Source organism: Caldanaerobacter subterraneus (genome assembly GCF_004345675.1).
Classification (GTDB): Bacteria; Bacillota; Thermoanaerobacteria; order Thermoanaerobacterales; family Thermoanaerobacteraceae; genus Thermoanaerobacter; species Thermoanaerobacter subterraneus.
Genome location: NZ_SLWU01000018.1, coordinates 41,265 through 60,503, shown reverse-complemented (window position 1 = coordinate 60,503; position 19,239 = coordinate 41,265). Strand labels below are relative to the sequence as shown.

Annotated in this window: 20 protein-coding genes, 5 tRNA genes, 6 pseudogenes and 1 riboswitch; of the genes and pseudogenes, 5 read left to right on the top strand and 26 right to left on the bottom strand. The window is 36.3% G+C overall.

Annotated features, from left to right (window positions below):
• Window positions 1-341 precede the first annotated feature (341 nt).
• The gene (locus EV203_RS13425; RefSeq protein ID WP_165911600.1) at window positions 342-488 is read right to left on the bottom strand and encodes a hypothetical protein; all 147 of its coding nucleotides are present in this window, start codon (window positions 486-488) and stop codon (window positions 342-344) included.
• 410 nt (window positions 489-898) lie between these two features.
• Here EV203_RS13425 and EV203_RS13880 point away from each other — a divergent pair.
• Window positions 899-1,246: pseudogene (locus EV203_RS13880) on the top strand (copper amine oxidase N-terminal domain-containing protein); the annotation flags it as partial.
• Here the strand turns inward: EV203_RS13880 and EV203_RS13875 are convergent.
• Both EV203_RS13875 and EV203_RS09080 read right to left on the bottom strand, forming a co-directional pair.
• A complete protein-coding gene (locus tag EV203_RS13875; RefSeq protein WP_243700646.1) occupies window positions 1,229-1,378 on the bottom strand; it encodes a hypothetical protein in 150 nt (49 codons plus the stop codon). The pseudogene EV203_RS13880 and the gene EV203_RS13875 overlap by 18 nt on opposite strands.
• A pseudogene (locus EV203_RS09080) lies at window positions 1,377-1,982 on the bottom strand (HAMP domain-containing protein); the annotation flags it as partial. The pseudogene EV203_RS09080 and the gene EV203_RS13875, both read right to left, overlap by 2 nt.
• 235 nt (window positions 1,983-2,217) lie before the next feature.
• On the opposite strand from EV203_RS09080, the gene EV203_RS09075 reads away from it, so the two are divergent.
• Window positions 2,218-2,811 carry an HD-GYP domain-containing protein gene (locus EV203_RS09075; RefSeq protein WP_132040159.1) on the top strand — a complete coding sequence of 198 codons (594 nt, stop codon included), beginning with the start codon at window positions 2,218-2,220 and terminating at the stop codon, window positions 2,809-2,811.
• Window positions 2,812-3,441: 630 nt separating this feature from the next.
• Window positions 3,442-3,874: pseudogene (locus tag EV203_RS09070) on the top strand (transposase); the annotation flags it as partial.
• Window positions 3,875-3,887: 13 nt separating this feature from the next.
• Here EV203_RS09070 and cuyB read toward each other — a convergent pair.
• Window positions 3,888-4,592: a cysteate racemase gene (cuyB, locus tag EV203_RS09065; RefSeq protein ID WP_009610996.1), complete on the bottom strand. Its 705-nt coding sequence runs from the start codon at window positions 4,590-4,592 to the stop codon at window positions 3,888-3,890.
• A 506-nt stretch (window positions 4,593-5,098) separates the two neighbouring features.
• Between cuyB and EV203_RS09060 the strand changes: the two are divergent.
• Window positions 5,099-5,599, top strand: a pseudogene (locus EV203_RS09060) (transposase); the annotation flags it as partial.
• 15 nt (window positions 5,600-5,614) lie between these two features.
• Here EV203_RS09060 and EV203_RS09055 read toward each other — a convergent pair.
• The 22 genes and pseudogenes from EV203_RS09055 to EV203_RS08950 form a co-directional block, all read right to left on the bottom strand.
• Window positions 5,615-5,842, bottom strand: coding sequence for a cation:dicarboxylate symporter family transporter (locus EV203_RS09055; RefSeq protein ID WP_081698988.1), 228 nt, complete (start codon window positions 5,840-5,842; stop codon window positions 5,615-5,617).
• A gap of 462 nt (window positions 5,843-6,304) precedes the next feature.
• Window positions 6,305-6,667, bottom strand: a complete 363-nt coding sequence (locus EV203_RS13545; protein ID WP_046159919.1) for a hypothetical protein — start codon at window positions 6,665-6,667, stop codon at window positions 6,305-6,307.
• Window positions 6,668-6,859: 192 nt separating this feature from the next.
• Window positions 6,860-7,303 carry a DDE-type integrase/transposase/recombinase gene (locus tag EV203_RS13865; protein ID WP_236727694.1) on the bottom strand — a complete coding sequence of 148 codons (444 nt, stop codon included), beginning with the start codon at window positions 7,301-7,303 and terminating at the stop codon, window positions 6,860-6,862.
• Window positions 7,304-7,358: 55 nt separating this feature from the next.
• Window positions 7,359-7,529 carry a helix-turn-helix domain-containing protein gene (locus tag EV203_RS13860; protein ID WP_236727692.1) on the bottom strand — a complete coding sequence of 57 codons (171 nt, stop codon included), beginning with the start codon at window positions 7,527-7,529 and terminating at the stop codon, window positions 7,359-7,361.
• Between the two features lie 118 nt (window positions 7,530-7,647).
• Window positions 7,648-7,773: a hydroxyethylthiazole kinase gene (locus EV203_RS09040; protein ID WP_243700643.1), complete on the bottom strand. Its 126-nt coding sequence runs from the start codon at window positions 7,771-7,773 to the stop codon at window positions 7,648-7,650.
• A gap of 21 nt (window positions 7,774-7,794) precedes the next feature.
• A complete protein-coding gene (cytX, locus tag EV203_RS09035; protein WP_132040157.1) occupies window positions 7,795-8,973 on the bottom strand; it encodes a putative hydroxymethylpyrimidine transporter CytX in 1,179 nt (392 codons plus the stop codon).
• A 28-nt stretch (window positions 8,974-9,001) separates the two neighbouring features.
• The gene (gene thiW, locus EV203_RS09030; RefSeq protein ID WP_132040155.1) at window positions 9,002-9,487 is read right to left on the bottom strand and encodes an energy coupling factor transporter S component ThiW; all 486 of its coding nucleotides are present in this window, start codon (window positions 9,485-9,487) and stop codon (window positions 9,002-9,004) included.
• Window positions 9,484-9,714: pseudogene (locus tag EV203_RS09025) on the bottom strand (hydroxyethylthiazole kinase); the annotation flags it as partial. The pseudogene EV203_RS09025 and the gene thiW, both read right to left, overlap by 4 nt.
• A 7-nt stretch (window positions 9,715-9,721) precedes the next feature.
• Window positions 9,722-10,363, bottom strand: coding sequence for a thiamine phosphate synthase (gene thiE / locus EV203_RS09020; protein ID WP_009610994.1), 642 nt, complete (start codon window positions 10,361-10,363; stop codon window positions 9,722-9,724).
• Between the two features lie 89 nt (window positions 10,364-10,452).
• Window positions 10,453-10,773, bottom strand: a pseudogene (gene thiD, locus EV203_RS09015) (bifunctional hydroxymethylpyrimidine kinase/phosphomethylpyrimidine kinase); the annotation flags it as partial.
• 56 nt (window positions 10,774-10,829) lie between these two features.
• Window positions 10,830-10,932: riboswitch (TPP riboswitch) on the bottom strand.
• Between the two features lie 482 nt (window positions 10,933-11,414).
• Window positions 11,415-11,489: transfer RNA gene (locus tag EV203_RS09005), tRNA-Cys, on the bottom strand.
• Window positions 11,490-11,492: 3 nt separating this feature from the next.
• Window positions 11,493-11,568: transfer RNA gene (locus EV203_RS09000), tRNA-Gly, on the bottom strand.
• Between the two features lie 5 nt (window positions 11,569-11,573).
• Window positions 11,574-11,649, bottom strand: a tRNA-Phe gene (locus EV203_RS08995).
• A 4-nt stretch (window positions 11,650-11,653) separates the two neighbouring features.
• Window positions 11,654-11,730 (bottom strand) — tRNA-Asp (locus EV203_RS08990).
• Window position 11,731: 1 nt separating this feature from the next.
• Window positions 11,732-11,807: transfer RNA gene (locus tag EV203_RS08985), tRNA-Val, on the bottom strand.
• Window positions 11,808-11,880: 73 nt separating this feature from the next.
• Entirely contained in the window at window positions 11,881-12,765 is an 885-nt protein-coding gene (hslO, locus tag EV203_RS08980) for an Hsp33 family molecular chaperone HslO (RefSeq protein WP_011025934.1), read from the bottom strand.
• A gap of 70 nt (window positions 12,766-12,835) precedes the next feature.
• Window positions 12,836-13,036, bottom strand: a complete 201-nt coding sequence (locus tag EV203_RS08975; protein ID WP_011025935.1) for a cold-shock protein — start codon at window positions 13,034-13,036, stop codon at window positions 12,836-12,838.
• Between the two features lie 76 nt (window positions 13,037-13,112).
• On the bottom strand, window positions 13,113-13,856 hold the full coding sequence (locus EV203_RS08970) for an SIR2 family NAD-dependent protein deacylase (protein ID WP_041587176.1): 744 nt from the start codon (window positions 13,854-13,856) through the stop codon (window positions 13,113-13,115).
• Window positions 13,857-13,889: 33 nt separating this feature from the next.
• Window positions 13,890-14,066, bottom strand: coding sequence for an alpha/beta-type small acid-soluble spore protein (locus EV203_RS08965; RefSeq protein WP_011025937.1), 177 nt, complete (start codon window positions 14,064-14,066; stop codon window positions 13,890-13,892).
• Window positions 14,067-14,150: 84 nt separating this feature from the next.
• On the bottom strand, window positions 14,151-14,372 hold the full coding sequence (locus EV203_RS08960) for a NifU family protein (protein WP_011025938.1): 222 nt from the start codon (window positions 14,370-14,372) through the stop codon (window positions 14,151-14,153).
• 13 nt (window positions 14,373-14,385) lie between these two features.
• On the bottom strand, window positions 14,386-14,856 hold the full coding sequence (locus tag EV203_RS08955; protein WP_011025939.1) for a GAF domain-containing protein: 471 nt from the start codon (window positions 14,854-14,856) through the stop codon (window positions 14,386-14,388).
• Between the two features lie 67 nt (window positions 14,857-14,923).
• Window positions 14,924-15,697: a prolipoprotein diacylglyceryl transferase gene (locus EV203_RS08950; protein ID WP_011025940.1), complete on the bottom strand. Its 774-nt coding sequence runs from the start codon at window positions 15,695-15,697 to the stop codon at window positions 14,924-14,926.
• A gap of 142 nt (window positions 15,698-15,839) precedes the next feature.
• On the opposite strand from EV203_RS08950, the gene rgy reads away from it, so the two are divergent.
• Window positions 15,840-19,193 carry a reverse gyrase gene (gene rgy, locus EV203_RS08945; protein WP_132040153.1) on the top strand — a complete coding sequence of 1,118 codons (3,354 nt, stop codon included), beginning with the start codon at window positions 15,840-15,842 and terminating at the stop codon, window positions 19,191-19,193.
• The last annotated feature ends 46 nt before the right edge of the window (window positions 19,194-19,239 follow it).

Here is a 19,239-nt window from a genome sequence, read left to right as displayed (position 1 = left end):
GTAAGTTCTTAAACTTACACTCTGTATTTTATCAGGAGGTACTTATTTTTTCAAAGTCCATTCTCCCTTATTTTTTATTCATTACAGGAATGCTCCATTCTTGCTAAATACCCTTAATTTCGCCATTAACTTTAATCCTTCTCTACTCCACCCTAATGGGGCGTTAAAATAAAATTGTGTTTGGGGTACAATAAAATCACAAGGAGGTTGGTTATAATGGATAAAAATGCTAAACAAGTATTGCTCAGAACAAGATCCATCTCGTCCAGCATTGAAAAAGCTTTTAGAAGATTTGCTTGATTGACACATAGCATCGATATTCAACAACTTTTCCAGTTACGCTACTTCTCCCATACACAAAATTCTTGACAAGTCTCCTCTGTAATATCCATTCCTTTGTTTAATAAATCGTCAAAAATGTCTACCACTTCTTTAGTGAAATTTAGAGCATTTTGTAGTATAATATCCTCAAAGATATGTTTTTTCACAAGAGACACCCCTTTCTGTGATGTTTTGTTTCCAAGTTCTATTTTATCACAGGGGCTGTCTCTTGTTTTTTTCACTCAAAAAATCCTACGATAATTTTACACTATGGAGGCGTTTATTTTTCTTTTGAGCTTTTATTGAATTGTTTTAGAAAGTCTTTTGAGATTTGTTATAATTATGATGAGAAAGAACTACTACATAAGTCCTTAGAAAGTTCAGAGATAAATATATAATGTTCAAAAAGATATCTTTAGTCGTATTACTCTTTGTTGCCTTTTCAATATTAATTCCCCTTTCAGCGCAAGCAGCAAACATAACAATTACAATTAACGTGCAAAACGTAGTTTTTGAACAAAAGCCTATTATAAAAAATAATATAGCCTTAGTTCCTATGTGAGCATTTTTCGAGGCATTAAGTGCGAAGGTAAACTGGAAAGAAAAAACTAAAACGGTTACAGCTTTTCGAGGCAAAATTACTGTACAGCTTATAATTGGTCATAAAATTGCAAAAGTTAATGGAAAAAATTACGAGCTTATTGTAGCGCCACAACTTATAAATGGTAGTACATACGTACCTTTAAGATTTGTTGGTGAGGTTTTTGGATACAAAGTAATATATGAGAATGGACACATAATAATCACATCCAATCAAAAAACAACTGAAAGTTTAACAACTACATTCAAAAATACAGTTACCGAAACTAAACCAGAAGTTGGTCTACTCCAAAGAGTAAACCGATTTTTAAGAAGCAGATTCTAAAATTTGATTTTTTATTTCTTCCAATTTATACCTTTCATTCATGTATATAGAGATAAACACATCCACCACTTCAGGATGAAATTGAGTCCCTTTCTTTCTTAAAATTTCATTAACCGCTTCTTCAATACTCATTCCTATCAACAATTTCAAATATGCTTTTACCAATTAATTCTTGAGGTGTATAGTTTAAATACCTCACCACTCTCGAATTTACAAACTCAATGGCAAAATTCTTGTCAGTCACCCATAAAATATCCCTTATGTTTTCCACTAACAGGCGATATTTCCTCTTTGAAAGCTTCAGTTCACGGGTTAAAGCTTCTAGCTACTCATAGGAAGCCTCTAGCTCAGCATTAAATTCCTGTAATTCTTCGTTTTGCCTTATCAAATTATCTGTCTGTTCTTTTAACCTCTCATAGGCTTGAGCTAATTGCTGGGTCATGAAGTTAAAATTTTTGGAAAGTTCTTCAAATTCATTAGAAGATTTGATGTCCAACCGATAACTAAAGTCCCCATTAGATATCTTCTTTACTCCTTCTTGCAATTTTTCAATAGGCTCCGACAATTTCCTAGATAAAAAACCCGATAAACCCATTGAAATTAGCAAAATCAAACTTCCGACAAATAGACTGTTTTCAAAACCTGAAAGAAAATGCACCAGAGATAAAAAATAGGCAAACAGTGCAACCCCAAATAAAACAATAAAAAGCTTTTTTCTGTACTCTTTCCTAAACATGTTCTCCTCCATCTCTTTTCTTATGTGAAAATGACATCCCTAGTATTTATTTCGGTCCAAACAACCCTGATCTTAAGCCTATTTGAGGCAATACGCAGGAGAGCTCGCTTATTGTTTTTTATAAATTGTCAGAATTTTTTTGATTTTTTTCAAAAAATTGACATATGATGAAACAAGAGGTAGAATTTTATCAGATTATGTCGAATTTAAAGAGAGGAAGAGGGGTTGATTTTAAGTGCTAGACGAATCCAATAAAAAATACCACTTTATAAAACTTCTTGTAACTGGGCTAAAAAAGTATCATCACACTACCTATTTACATAGCGTTAGAGTATCTCATCTTACATATCTAATTTCTCAAAAATGGGGATTACCTAAAGAAGAGCAAATTTACAATGCTATGGGAGGATTACTCCATGACATAGGTAAAAAATTAATTCCTATTTCTCTCCTTGAAAAGCCTGCTCCCTTGTCTGAACTGGAGTATGAGATTATGAGAGAACACCCTATTGACGGAGCAGAAATGTTAAAGCTTTTCCCTCCATTAGAAGAGTTAGTACCTGCCGTCCTCTATCATCACGAACGATTAGATGGTTCAGGATACCCTTTTGGTACAAATATTATTCCTTTGAGTGCACAAATAATAGGTGTTTGTGATTCTTTTGATGCCATGACTACTGAAAGACCATACAATAAAAAAAGACTGAAAAGCATCACAGAAGCTATTGCTGAGCTAAAAAGTCAACCCCAAAAATATAACTATAAAGTTGTTGAAGCTTTAGAAGAAATTTTAAAAGAAAGGTCAGACGTGAGGTATAAAAATATTTAACTTGGATTCGGCAAGTGAATTTACGAAATGCCCAAATAAAGCCATTTGAGGGTTAAATTAAGTAAAAAATTTTTTACAAAAAATATATAGAGATCCTCCCCTTTTTCTGATAAAGAAGGGAGAATCTCATATAATATGAGTTTAGTACTTAATTTTACAGGTTCTATAATAAATGTTGGGGTAGATAAAGAATATACCGTAAAATATAGCACTTATTCTAAATGCTTGCTATAACCGAATGAGCAATAAAATTAAAGGCAGGCATTCAGAAAATACCCACCTCAACTATTGACAAAGAGCCAATAAAAAAAGACAGGCTTTGAGCTTGCCTTTCGTAAGTTTCTGCCCTTTATAAAGGGAAAATTGTGAGAAAAATTTTTCAACCCATATAGTAATTTAAAAACAAACAAGAAGCGATAATTTCCGCCCCAATATCTTGCCGTGTGTCAACCCATATAGTAATCTAAAATAGACTTGTGCATAATTTGAAAGCCTTCATTTAAGCCACTTCCGAGGTGTACTTTTTTGCTATCACTTTTAAATTTTTTTATCTTTTATGTGGGATTTCCTCCCTTTTTTGTCGAATTATTATATATCCGCCATAAAATACTTATAAGGAGGAAATCCCACATGTATCAGCTTCAATTACTCTTAAATATACCTGAGCTCTTTACTTCTCACTTTAAAATTAACTTCTATTCTTCTATGTTTGAAAATCTTGATCCATCTTCAATACCTGAATTCCCTTCCTCTAGCCCTGGCCGTAAAGGGTATTCTCATCATACAATGTTTAGAGCTTTTATCGTTATGCAGGCTGAAAGATTCGGTGAAATTACTGACCTCGCAGACTACCTTCGCAATAATCTTATTATTGCTCATCTTTGTGGCATCGATATTACTAAGCCTCTCCCTTCTTACTGGACTTTCCGCCGCTTTATTAATTGAGTTTGCCCATGATTATTTGACCACTATCTTTAAAAATCAGGTTAATATCCTCAAATATTTGGGCGTTATCTCTGGTGAGTTTGTTTCTATGGATTCTACTCATATTAAAGGTAACACTAATTCAACAGCTCTTATATCCCTAAAGCCAATTCTACTGCTACCTTAGCCAAGATAGTTAGAGGATCTACTAAAGGCAGGGAAACATCTTCTTCTCCTAAAACTAATGAAATCTCGGTGCAACCAGCTATTATAACCTGTGCTCCTCTCCTAATCAGTTCTTGAGCTGCTTCTTTTAATAACCTCCTCGGTTTCTCTCCCAAATTGCCTGCCTTTATTCCTTCTTCACCGTATATAGCTTCCATAGTCTTCTTTTCATCCCCTGCTAAAACACTAATACCAAACTTTTTAAAAGCCTTATGGTAAAGGTTGCTTTTTATAGTTCCCGAAGTAGCTAACAAGCCCACGCATTCTGCATAAGGATAGTTATTTCTTACATAACGGGCTGTTTCTTCAATCATATTTATAATAGGGATATCTACCTCTCTTTTTAAATAGTCTAAGAAATAATGAGCTGTGTTACAAGGAATTACTATAAAATCAGCCCCTGCTTTCACTAAATTCTTCGCTGTCGCTATAAGCTCAGGAGTAGGATCAGGACCTCCATATAAAATAGCTTTGGTACGATCTGGTATCTGAGGATTACAATCGATTATAATCCTCAAATGTTCCTGGTCTACTTTAGCAGGAGTAAATTCAACAATTCTACGAAATAAATCTACAGTAGCCATCGGCCCTAATCCTCCCAGAATCCCAACTATCTTTCTCTTTTTTCCCATAAAAAATCCCCCTCCTTAATTTGGTCCTGTCAAAAGTGTTTACTTTGAAATCCGTTCAAACGGTTATTGATAAGGCTTAAATGATATTAAGCTTATCAACTTTAGTTTTGTTAGATTTTTACTTTTTTACTTTTATTCTTTTAAACTCATATTTCTGCATGATTGCATTTTGCTAAGGCTAAGTTGAATGACTAATCTCCTCATGAATTAAAGTACGGAGATTATAATTTGATTAGAGGATGAAAATCATTTGTTTGAATAAAATTTTTCATATAACTTATGAAACTCCAATTAATATAGCTATTTTTTAGGTAACGCTGGTTTTAATGTTTTTGATAATTTATCTTGGATTCGGCAAGTGAATTTACGAAATGCCCAAATAAAGCCATTTAAGGGCTAAATTAAGTGAAAAATTTTTTACAAAAAATATATATAGAGATTCTCCTTTTTTTGATAAAATTTAAGTCTCAAACAAAAACATTAACAGAAAGGAGAATCTCCATAATATGAGTTTAACACTTAATCTTACAAAAGAAAAGGGGTCTTCAAAATACATTTTGCCAGCAACTTTTGACAATTTGACAGTATCAAACAATGTAGCTTTCACATACATCCAAGCATTTAAAGAAAAAATCGGCTTTAATAAAATTCTTTCCAGCATATTATCCTTTAAAAAAGCACCAAATGCTGTCTTTCAACCAACCAAGATTATTGACTTTATGATTGATTCTGTAATTCAAGGGAATACTCGCTTTCTTCACATGGACCAACTAAGATATGATAATGCATACACAGAAATTAAAAGACATAAAGTTTCCAGCGAAAAAGTATACAGAGACTTAATTAAAGCTATGCCTGAAAGCTCTCTTGAAAAATTAAGACTTACTAACAAAACTTTGCTTTCCCTGCAATCTAAAGGAACAAAACGTGAAGTCATTATGAATTTTGATGATACAGTCTGCACTATATTTGGGGAGCAGGAAGGTGCTTCAGTAGGTTATAATCCTTAGCAAATTTATTAATCAGCTCCTGCTAGTAATTCCTTTCCTCGGATGGAAATTTACCCCCCATTTATCAACTAGTACAGCCACCATGGTGTTCCCAAACACATTGACAGCAGTCTTACCCATATCCATAAACCGATCTATGGCAAACAACATCCCTATGGACTCTAGTGGCAATCCTAAAGTGTTCAAAATTACGGACACCACTACCAAGGAAGCAGCCGGAACATTAGCCGTACTTTGAATTTGTGCTCAATCAAATCCTAGTAGCTCAGGCTATTACCCTTATAAGAGAACAGAAGAAAGCTAGGGTGATTATAATGGTTACCAATCTTAAAAATCTGTTTTATACAAAACATTATTTCTTGACAAGCCCCCGAAGAACCTGCAAGAAAAATGGATATCAAAGCGAAAAAAGATAAAGCTTATAAAGCAATGAAAATACTTAGCGACAGCTAAATATTTCAGGCAGTAAAAACTTTTAAAAAACAAAGCTATTCCAATAAAACAACTTTTATTACTAGTTGATTTACAATAACTGTAAAAACCCTAATGTAGAGGATGAACAAAAGCCTACCAACAGCACATCCTTAACACTAGGGACCGGAAGGCAGTACAATGAATTGAGCGTTGATACTGAGAACTTTATACAAACTTTTTAACCTGGATACATATTTCTTTAACAGATTTTTACGCTTCATCTAAAATTTAACCACTAGTAAATTGTTCAATGATGGGAGGCAAAATATATGGCTGATTTAACATTTCTTCAGTAATAAAACTCATTTTACTTGCCATAAGGTTCAAGATATCTTTTATATTTTCCTCAATCTTTTCTTGAGTAACTACCTCCTTAAAATAAAGCTCACCAATCAGCTCAAGTATAAGCGTATCTATTTCTTCTATAGATAATTTCGTAATTTTAGCGATTTTATCTATTTCCATTCCCTCTTCTAACAGCTCTCTAGCTACCGCCAGTCTGCCTGCTTTTTCTCCTCCTTCTAATATTTTTCTGTACGTCTCTGTATCTCCAAATATAAGCTTGTTTATCTCTTCTGTTGATAGTTCCATAGCTTTAACAATTTTATTCCCTTCTATTCCTTTAATAATCTTTTAGCTATTATTAACCTATTTTCTCTTTCCTTTTTTTAGTATTTTCCTACATATCTCAGATTCTTCAAACACAAGCATATTTATTTCTTCCTCTGGTAGGTTTGTAATTTTAGCAATTTTTTTATTTCCATCTTTTCTTCTAGCAACTTTTTAGCTATTTCCAATTTCTGCCTTAACTTTAGTCTGAGGGCGTCTAGCTCTGCAAACTTTGGGAGTAAATCCAAGAGTGGCAGCAAGGTCTTCAAATGTGGGGTTCCATAGAGGCTTTTTGTTTTCACCAGTGCCCAGTATTACAGTTTTCATTCTATCGGTAAGGACTACGTCGCTTACTCCGCCGAAATATTCAAATCCGTGTATCAGACAGCGGATAAAAGTGCGAACGTCACATCGGTTTGTGAATTCCACATATATTGCTCTGGAATAACCAAGCACCATGACAAAAGAGATAGAGCTTGCGTACTTCTCCGGTTTCCTCATCAATGTAGGTATATCACCCCAGTCAACCTGAGCCTGCTGACCGGGTTTGGTTTCATAACGGCATACGGTGGAAAGCTGTTTTGGAGGTCTAAATTGCCTTACATAGTCTCTTAAGATGGTGCGACCACCAGTGTAACCTTCTTCTTTGATTCTCTCATAAATAACTTCACAATCAAAGGGATAGTGTCTTTGTATGGATCAAGTTTTGAACCTCTTCTAGGATGCGGTTTTTTTCAGGAATACCTTCTGCTCTAAGATATTTTCTTACTGTATTTCTGGAATGACCTGTTTCTCGTGCGATTGCACGAATACTCTTGCCTTTTGCTTTTAATTCGTATAACATGATAATAGACCCACTCCCTATCTAACATTTATTTCCCTCCGATCCTCTGAGATGATAGATTTAGATCAAAGGGGTATTTCGACAGGGGGTGGGTCAATTCCTTCTCGTTACCCCTGGGTCAATTATACAGCTGCGGTAACACAGGTGATGCTCCAAAACTCAAAAGTGCGTTTGCATTATCATTCATCACAACATAATTTGTGATGACATGTATAAGTGGCACTTTCCCTTTTACGTCGTTCAAGAGTTTTTACAATTTCATCAATCATAAAATTTTCTCTTTTCTTTTAAAAAAAGTTTGTGTTACAGTATAAATTACAGCAGTCAAAAATATTGTTGTTATGGTGGGAGTTAGATACCATTTTAATAATGAAGTACCGTTATATACCATGTAATTATACGTAATAATTCCAATGATAGATGATACAACTGCAGGAATATTAAGGTACCCACTTTCTTCATATTTTAATATAAAGAAGCCTACAAAAACTACTGTGTATACTGGAATAAATACACTACCGATAGCATATAAAAAGTTTTGATATTTATCAATTGGGAATAGATATGCTGCTATGATACCTATCAGCGAATAAATTATTAATAGCTCTTTTTTACTGAGCCTTGTTTTAATAACTGCCATTGTAGATATCGCAGCAGAGTATACATCCATAAAAGTAGTCGTCACTGTTGATAAAAGTATTATTAGCAATGGTACAAACCCAGTTTTTATTGATGCAAAATATGAAATTATATCTTTTCCTTCCGTTTTCAATGAAACAAAAAGACCTATAAAATACATAAAACAGCTTGCAATAAAATAACCTAAAAATGTATATATAAAGCTAGATTTTCTATTTTCACTGTTGATCGTATAATCTCCTACTAAAGGCAGCCATGATACAGGCATAGCAACGGCAAGTTCGATTGCATCTACAAAACTTATATTACCTGTTGGTGTTAAAATTTTCCCGCCCTTTAAAAATACTACAACACCAATAGTCAATATAAACAACAATATTACTGCAATGTTATTTACCCAGTATGCTTCACTTTCAAAAAATAGTGACCATAATAAAACAGATGTGCCTGCAAAAAGTATTCCTACACCAACAGACATACCAATGGCACCATTAAAAGCTTTTGCTGATTGTATAATCATGACTGCTGTCCATCCAATCAATTGTAGAATGTTTAGTGCTCCTAAAAAAATTGTACCTTTATTGCCCAAAACAACTTTTGTTGATTTTATTGCTGGCAACTTAAGGATGTATGACATAAGCCCCCCAAGCGAGAAAAATAATGTACCAATGATATGGCCTATTAAAATAGCCAACAAGCCTTTAGTTAAACCTAGAGGTGCAAATAGCGAACCTGTATAGATTTCAGCAATTGAGATTGCTGCACCTGCCCATATTAGAAAAAGGGTAAAATTTTTAATTTTCATGATTCACACCCGCCTTTCTAAAGTAAGTTTATGAGATAAACTTCTTATATTTTCCTAAAACCAATACTACTACATATCCTATCACCGAGCCTATTGTACTTGAAAGGGAAAATGGAATGACAAACATAAAAACCGCACCGGAACTTCCCAGTATATACTTAGCTATAGGATAAGAAAGCAAAGCCCCTATAATGCCTGTACCTATAACTTCTCCTATAGAGGCAAAATAAAACTTACGTGTAAATCTATAAAGATATCCAGCAATGAACGCACCAACCATTCCTCCTGGAAATGCCAAAAGCGATCCAACGCCAAGGATGTTCCTCAATAGTCCTATAATAAAAGCTACTTCTAACGCTCCCCAAGGGCCCAAAAAAACTGCTGAAATAACATTAATAGCATGTTGAACAGGTGTAACTTTGGCAACACCTACACTAAACCATACATATTGAGAAGTCAAGGTGCCTATAGCAATAATAAGTGCCATAAAAACCATACGATGTATTTTATTCATACTTCCACCTTCCTATCTTTTTCTATTATCTCCGGCGTGAGATTATATATCTCATCAAAAAATGTCACTTTAAAACTGCCGGGCCCTTTGACATTGCTGCTTTGAGCGGCTCTTTCACCTGCTATTCCAAAAGCTACAAAAGCTTCTATTGTGGTTTCAAAATAATCTTCACATACTCCGCAGAAGCTCGCTACTACAGAGGTAAGCATACAACCTGTGCCGGTGATTCTTTTTTCATTTCAAATTCCTCCTATCGTTTATCGCTTTTGCTATAACCTCCAAAAGTTTTCTTGTATTGTTTTCTATATCCCCATAAAATACAGCTGAAACTGAAGATATCCCGTCTACTCCCGACTTTAACATGACTTCATAAGCATTATCCTTCGTTATACCTCCTATTGCAACGACTGGAATAGTAACAGCCTCTTTTATCCTTTTCAGCCCTTCTATTCCAATGGCTTCCGCTTCCGGCTTTGTAGGAGTCTTAAACACTGCTCCTACCCCTAAATAATCCGCTCCATCCCTTTGTGCTTTTAAAGCTTCCTCCACTGTCCTCGCTGATACCCCTACTATTTTATGAGGACCTATCATTCTCCTTACAACATCTGCTGGCAAATCCTCCTGTCCAACGTGAACTCCATCTGCATCTACTGCCAAAGCTATATCCACTCTGTCGTTAATAATGAGAGGAATTTTATTTCTTTTTGTCACTTCTTTAACTTTAAGAGCAATTTCATAAAATTCCCTACTTGATATATCTTTTTCTCTCAGTTGAATTATTGTTGCACCGCCTTTTATTGCTAGTTCTACTGCGTCAGCAATATCCATATCCTTTATGTAAGACCTATCCGTTATAGCATAAAGGGTTAAGTCCATATCTCACACCTTCCTTATTTCTATATTCCAAAAATGGTTAGTGGGACCTACTCCATGCCCTATGGCCAATGAATGTTTTATAGCCCCTGCATGACAGGGTCCAGCACAGCATTTTTTACATTGTAATCTTTTAATCCTTTTGCAATCATCTTAATTATGTCTTCATTAGACACCATACCTATCTTCACTGCACAGGGATACAAATCCTCAAAAATTGCCCTCATTTGCAGATACACCATATCAGGACTTATATCCTCAATTCCTAAAACCCCCATGGTATTTTGCGCTGTTATTGAAGTAATGACACTCATGCCGTATACTCCATGGGCTGAAAAAGTCTTTAAATCTGCTTGAATTCCTGCTCCTCCCCCAGAGTCAGAACCGGCAATTGTAAGAGCTAACTTCCATATGACCACCTCCAAAATAATAAAATGAGCCCACCTGTTCAGGTGAGCACTTTTTACAGACTCAATAAAACGTGCTTCCCTTCGCAGGCATTACCCTGGTCAAGTTCTAAGGGTCGGGAACGAATCCCCTCTCAGCCATTTCTGGCTCCCCTAGCACTTGAGTATTTAATTTTTCAATTACAGCTTTATTTTTATTATATCATAAAGATTAAAAAAATTGAATTCCTACAATTTCCACGTCCGTGTCAAGGTTTCGCAGGTAAAATTTTTTAAAAAATGGTTCTATAATAAATGTTGGGGTGGATGAAAAACATCCTACAAAAAAAGAGCGCACTTATTCTGAATGCCTGCTATAATAGAAGTGGTTAAAACAACCCAACAAAAGGAAGCATCAGAATAAGTGCAAAGTAATTATATCACAAATCTTTTAAAATCTGAAGATATAATTTGGGAAAACATTATAGGAAATGACGATAGAATAGAGTTTCACATCAAAATGAAGCAAAAGCCTCACGTTTGTCCAATTTCCTTATAGTAACTCTGTAACAGAAGGTTATAATAACAAAATCATATATGAAAAACTAAGAGGTAGGCATTCAGAAAAATACCCACCCCAACTATTGACAAAGAGCCACTATATTTTATGGAGGCGACACCCGGATTCGAACCGGGGAATCGGGGTTTTGCAGACCCCTGCCTTACCGCTTGGCTATGTCGCCTTATGGAGCGGGCAACGAGACTCGAACTCGCGACCCTCACCTTGGCAAGGTGATGCTCTGCCAACTGAGCTATGCCCGCTTGGATGGTGCCCCGAAGTGGAATCGAACCACTGACACAGGGATTTTCAGTCCCTTGCTCTACCTACTGAGCTATCGGGGCAGGATGGCGACCCAGAAGGGACTTGAACCCTCGGCCTCCAGCGTGACAGGCTGGCGCTCTAACCAGCTGAGCTACTGGGCCATGGTGGTCGCGATAGGACTTGAACCTATGACCCCCTGCTTGTAAGGCAGGTGCTCTCCCAGCTGAGCTACACGACCAATTTTGCTCCATGCAAGTAATAGTATACATAAAAAACTCTCAATAGTCAACACCCAATTTCATAAATCAGCATCAATTTTCCGCTTCTTTTAAAAGCTCCTCAAGTCTTTCTCTAGTTATAAAATACTTTTTGCCGCAGAAATGGCACACAGTCTCAATACCTTGTTCTTCTTTAATAAGTTTTTGTATCTCTTCTTTCCCTAAGGCAAGAATAGCACTCTCGAATCTTTCCTGTGAACAGTCGCACTCGTATTTTAGCGGTATTTTCTCTAAAAATTTTACTTCTTCCTCTTCAAAAATAGAGGTCAAAATATCTTCCGGAGTCTTCCCCTGCCTCAAAAGGTCTGTTACAGAGGTAATTTGACCAATAGCCTTTTCAAGCTTTAATATTACCTCTTCTTTTACATCGGGAAGGAGCTGAAGTATAAACCCTCCCGCTGTCAGCACATCCCCTTCCTTCCCCACTAAAACTCCTAATCCTACAGCAGAGGGAATCTGCTCAGAAGTGTAAAAGTAATAGGCTATGTCATCTCCAATTTCTCCTGTCTGGATCTCCACCGTCCCTATGTAAGGCTCTTTCAAACCTATATCCTTTATCACAGTCACATAACCTTTTTTACCAACAGCCCTTCCCACATCTAACTTTCCTTTTTCACTCAAAGGCAAATCGACAAAAGGATTTCCCACATATCCTTTTACAATACCTGGAAAATTGGATACGACCACAATACTGCCTATCGGTCCATCCCCTTTTATGACAAGAGTGACTTTATCCTTCTCTCCTTTCATCATAGTCCTCATCATCGCAACAGCTGTAAGGCTTCTGCCCAAAGCTGCACAGGCAGTAGGCGTAAGACTGTGAATCTCTTTTGCCCTATTTACTGTATCTTTTGAGAGAGCTGCAAAAGCCAGCACATTGTCCTCATAAGCAGTCGCTTTTACGATATAGTCACCCATTTTGTAAACCTCCACCTTTTATATATCAAAAAACCCTAACATATACATGTTAGGGTTTAAAATTCGGCAGTTACAGCTTTCTTACCTTAGAAGCCTGTGGGCCTTTAGCCGCCTGAACTACCTCAAATTCTACCGCCTGTCCTTCCTCTAACGTCTTAAAGCCCTCGCCTTCAATCGCGGAGTAGTGCACAAATACGTCTGTGCCATCCTCTCTCTCAATAAAACCATAGCCTTTCTCGGCATTAAACCATTTAACTTTACCTCTTACCATTTACATCTTCCTCCAAACTAATAAATGATTTACCTATTTATCATAACACCAAAACTTCAAAAAGTCAAACTTTTTTTCAACTTTTTATTAAATTCCATATATTTCTAAGTGCGTAGCTAGCTTTCTCCCTTATCACCACGTCAGCTTTATAGTCATAAGGGGTCTCTGTAGCATTTATTATTATTAAGCCGTCCACCATCCCAGGTAAAAAATTCACAGGGGCGACGACCAGCGAAGAACCTATGACTATCAAAAGATCACTTTCCTGCACCTCTTTCAGAGCTAAATCAAAGGCATGAGGCATTGGGTCCCCAAAAAGAACCACATCTGGTCTTAGCATTCCTCCACAGCGGTCGCAACGGGGAGGTATCTCTTCTTTTGCCACTTTTTCTTCCAAAAGTTCAAAACTCACCTTCTCCCCGCATCTTAAACAACTTCCTTCTCTCGTATTTCCATGAACTTCGTAAACTTTTTTTGAGCCCGCCTTTTGATGAAGGTTATCTATATTCTGCGTAATTACCCCCGCAATTATTCCTTCCTTCTCCATTTCACTCAATATATAATGAGCTTCATTTGGCTCTGCATTTCTCATAGAGGACAAAATTTTAAAGCCCACCCTGTAAAACTCCTCAGGTGAATTGAACAAAACTTTTGTGGACAAAACTTCTGTAGGGTCCATATTTTCCCATAAGCCTGTACCAGGACTTCTAAAATCAGGAATTCCGCTTTCCGTAGAAATTCCTGCACCTGTTAAGACCATAGTCTTTTGAGAGGATTTTATAAGTTCCGCCGCTTTTTTAAACAAATTCTTGCTGTCCATAAAAAACAATCCCCCCTTTCAAGTATCAGTATATCACATCTTATTGTTCTTTTTCATTTTTTCTTTAATTTTTCTCTTCACTAAAACTCCTATTTTGCCTGTTTCTTGAGCTGAGAGATTAGGCCATCCAACTTCCCTCACCTTTTCCAGAAGTCCTAGCTCTTTTGCTGCTTCCCACTTCAAAAGCTCAAACAAAAACCTATCTTCCATACCTTCACCCCTTCTTTGTCGATAATCTCCTCTAATTAGCTTTCCCGAAACTTACGTAAAATAAAAAATCCGGGAAGACCCGGATTAAACTGCTATAACTTCTTTTACTTCTGGAATTTCCTCTTTAATTGCTCTTTCAATACCCTCTTTTAGCGTCAAAGTAGCAAAAGGGCAACCTCCACAGGCTCCAGTCAATTTCACTTTTACAACACCGTCTTCGGTGACATCTACAAGCTCTACATCTCCTCCATCTGCCTGAAGTGAAGGTTTTATAAGGTTTAATATCTCTTCTACTCTCTCTCTCACCTAAATCCCTCCTTTAAAACTTTCCTTCTAATTTTCTACCAATAATTTTAGCCACTTCCTCTAAAAATATTTTATCCTTATCATCAAAAGCAGCCAAGTCATCACTGTCAATGTCTATTTCTCCTATTATTTCTCCATTAGCCCAAATTGGAACTACTATTTCAGATTTTGTCTCAAGGCTGCAGGCTAAATAATTATCTTCTTTAGTCACATCATCAACTATTATAGTGCTTTTCTCAGCTACAGCCCTTCCACAAACTCCCTGTCCCACTTTTATTCTAACATGCTCTGTAGGCCTGCCAATATAAGGTCCTATCACTAATTCCCCGTCTTTCATGAAATAAAAACCCGTCCAATTGTAATAGGGCACATTTTCGGATAAAATTCGCACAACTTCCTTGTAAAATGTATCCATATCAGTTATGTCTCTTGCTTTTGCCTTAATTTCGTCAATCAACCTTTCAAAAACCTTTTGCTTTTCCATAGCTACAACTCCCTTGTAAAAATTTTGTCAATATAATTTTACCATAAAACCTATCAAAAACAAAAACTCAATCGTAATACTGCCTGTTAGGGTCATTCAAAACTCTTTTAATCATCCAGTAAGCCAGTATTAATATAAATGGAGTAGCCACCTGCGTCATAGTAAACAATCCAATACCCCATTCTTCATTTAAATATACAGGCCACACAAGAGGTACGTCTTTTACAGTCTCCTCAAACACTCCTCTTAAAAGCTGGTAATAAAAGATAAAAGACCAAAACTGATAACCGTCAGGCATGTGCTTTTTCTGCACGTAAAAATACCTTATGAGAAGAAAAGCTCCTATAGCTACACCAACGAGCTGGGCTGGCCATCTGCCGAAGAAAAACTCTGTCGGCCTTCCCAAAACCTCATGGTTAAATATGTTGCCCACTCTCACCAGCATATTTCCCAAAGCCAGCCCAACTACAGCGAAATCTTCCAGAGGATTTATTCTAACTCCCTTTTTTCGGCAATAATAAAGACCTGCCAAAAAGCCGCCAAGTACTGCACCATGCCATGAAAGCCCACCTTCGTAAATTTTAAAAACCTGTACAGGGTCTTTAACAAACCACTCAGGATAGTTGGCAAGCACAAACATGAGTCTTGCTCCAATAACCCCAAATATCACAACTATCATTAAAAGGTTTAACAAAAAATCCTCATCGTAATTCAATTTCGTCGCCTGCTTATAAAGGTAGTATCCTCCTACCGCAATAGAAATAGCCATAAAAATTCCATACCAGTGAACGGCAATAGGTCCGAATTTAAAAGCATATGGGCTCAATGAAGGAATGTCCATTATCGCTACCTCCAACTTCGATTTTCATTGTATAATACCATTTTACAGCATTTCAACAGCATGTCAAGAGGATTGATTTTTTCAAAGTTTTCTAGTATATTTGGAAAATAGAAAAACAGCTAATATTTCAAAGTAGGGGGCAATGGCATTGGCAACAGGTGCAAAATACTATCACTCCTGCATAAACTGCGGAGGAATAAACACGGACACAAGAAATGAAAAAGGCTTACCTTGTGAGGTGTGCTTGCCGTTTGAAGATGGAGATATCCTAAAAGGTTTGAAACTCAACAACAGTCTTAAAGGATATGAAAAATACTGGAATTTAAATCAACAATACAAGGAATTTGAAGAATTTTTCTTTTCAAAAATAAACAAAAAGCCCACCGGGTATCAAAGATTCTGGGCAAAGCGGCTTTTACTCTCAAAAAGCTTTACACTCGTTGCTCCAACTGGAGTCGGCAAAACTACATTTGGACTAATTTCAGCTCTTTGGATTGCAAAAAAAGGCGGTAAAGTAGCTCTCGTTTTCCCCACGGTCTCACTGGTAGAACAGGCAGCAAAGAGGTTGATTGAATTTTCTAAAGAAGATGAAGATGTGAATATTCTCTTTTATACGTCTTCGCTGAAAAAAAAGGAAAGGGAAAAATTTGAAAAAAACTTTTCTGAAGGAAACTACGACATACTGGTAATCTCATCCCAGTTCATATCCAAAAGAAAAGAGCAGCTTTCTCAAAAAGTTTTTGACCTCGTATTTGTGGATGACGTAGATGCAGTTTTGAAATCATCGAAAAATATTGACACACTTCTTAATATGATAGGAATCTCACAAAAAGCGATAGACTCAACTTTAGACAATCTAAAAAAAGGTAACAATTCCGATAAAATTCAAATTGAAGAAAAAGCTCCAAAAGGAAGGTTAATCGTCTCTTCTGCCACCGCAAAACCAAAAGGCATAAAACCCCTTTTATTTAGAGAACTTTTGGGTTTTGAAATCGGAAGATTTACTACCAGTGCACGGAATATAACAAACGTGAGAATAAAAGAAAAATCGCTAGAAAAATTGCTCTATATAATTAACCTCTTAAAAGACGGAATCCTGCTCTTTGTACCCACAGAAGAAGAAGGGAAAGAAATTGCAAACTATTTAGAAGAACATGGAGTAAAATTAGGTAAAACATGGGAAGATTTTGAGAAATCTTTTGAAAAATTTAAGGAGGGAAGCCTACAGCTTCTATGTGGCATATACTCTTACTACGGAAAATTAGTAAGGGGAATTGACTTGCCTTTAAGGATCAAATTTGCAGTATTTTGGGGAACTCCCTCTTTTAAATTCAGCACAAAGTTAGAAAATGCTCCCAGATTTATTCTAGAAAGAAATTTTCAGGATTATTTAGAAAACAACCCAAAATTGAAGGCCTACTTCAAAGACCTGCAGAGGCTTTCAACAGAAAAGCTCAGAAAATCTGTAGAAAAATACATATCACCTGAAACCTGGGAAAAACTCATACAGAAAAACTTCCCCACTACAAAATTTGATAAAGAGAAAAATCTCATAGTAATACCTGATGTGTACACATACATCCAGGCTTCTGGAAGGACTTCGAGAATATTCGGTACATCTCTCACCAAAGGAATTTCCATACTCTTTGAGGAAGACGATTCCTTATTTGAACTTTTAAAGGCAAGACTTCTCTACCTCACCGAGGAAGAGTGGACAGAAGAAGGTGAAATTGAGCATTTAGTGAAAGAAGCAGAAGAAACTAGAAAAGCCATTTCAACAGACAGCTCTTCTAAAGACATGAAATCTAGAATGATAATCGTCGAATCTCCTACAAAGGCCCAAACTATTTCAAAATTTTTAGAAAAATCTTCTACAAGAAGATACGGGTCTTTAATGGTACACGAGTCAATAACACAGGAAGGTATTTTGCTTTTAACTGCATCAAAAGGACATTTGTATGATTTGGAGACAAAAACAGGGCTGCACGGCGTGGAGATAAATGATGGCAGATTCATTCCTTACTACAACTCCATAAAGCGTTGTAGTTCCTGCGGAGCTCAGTTTACAGATGAACTACCCCGTTGCCCCTACTGCAATTCAGACAAGATTGATGATAAGAAAAAAATTTTAGAAGCTTTAAGGGACATCGCGATGGAAGTAGATGAAGTGATAATTGCCACAGACCCAGACGTGGAAGGCGAAAAAATTGGGTGGGATATCTCCCAATATATAAAACCGGTAAATAAAAACGTTCAGCGCATTGAAATGCACGAAATTACAAAATTTGGCTTCGATAAGGCCATAAGAAATCGGAGAAACTGTGATGTGAATCTTGTAAAGTCGCAAATTGTGAGGAGAATCGAAGATAGATGGGTAGGATTTGAACTGAGCTTGCGGCTTCAGAAAAATTTTCAAAACTCTAATTTATCTGCAGGAAGAGTGCAAAGCACCGTTCTCGGGTGGATTTTAGAAAAAGAAATAGAACACAGTAAAAGCAAAAAAACTGTAACTCAGTTCACACTGGATAATGGATTTAAATTTGAAGTAGATGGAAAAATAGATGTAGACGAGGTAGAAGTGGAGATAGTAGAAGAAAAAGAACAGGCGCTTTCTCCCTTACCACCTTTTAATACTCCTTCTTTGTTGACAGCTGCTTCTCAGCAATTTAAACTGCCTGTGCAGCAGATAATGGAAATACTCCAGACGCTTTTTGAGCTAGGCTTTATAACTTATCACAGAACAGACTCCACCAGAATTTCTTCTACAGGACAGAAAATAGCGCGGTCATACCTTGAGAAAATAGGTAAAATTACCCTTTTGTCTGAAAGAGAATGGGGTAAAGAAGGAGCTCATGAGGCCATAAGACCGGTAAAACCGATATCTCCAGAAGAATTATCTGAATTCATCACAGAAAAAATAGCTGCCTATTTAAGTCCCATGCACATAAAAGTGTATTCTTTGATATTCAATAGATTCATGGCAAGCCAAATGACATCCCCTGTCGTGATAAATCAAAAAATTTTGATTAAGAATGGTTCTTTTCAGGTAGAAAGGGAGGTGCCAGTAAAATTACAAGAAGAAGGATGGAATATTTTTAACCCAATAACAGTCTATACACCCTTTGAAGAGAAAAAATACTCAGTAGTTTCTAAGAGGACTTACACTACTCACACAGTTCCCCTTTTCACACAAGCTTCTTTGATTGAAGAAATGCAAAAAAGAAATATAGGCAGGCCCTCCACATATGCAAAAATAGTAGATATACTTTTCAAAAGGAAGTATATAATTGAGGACGTTTATAAAAGGCTTAGAACCACTGCTTTGGGAAGAAAGGTCTATTCGTACTTGTCAGAAAGATATATGAACTACATAAACGAAGAAACTACCCGCCAATTGGAAAAGCTCATGGAATCAGTCGAAACAGGAGAAAAAGATTACCAGAGTGTTTTAAAAAACTTATATGAAGAATTAAACGAGATTCTAATAAAAAATTAAAAACTTTGGCACCAAAACAGCAAAAAATAGAAAAACGGTCCTTTGA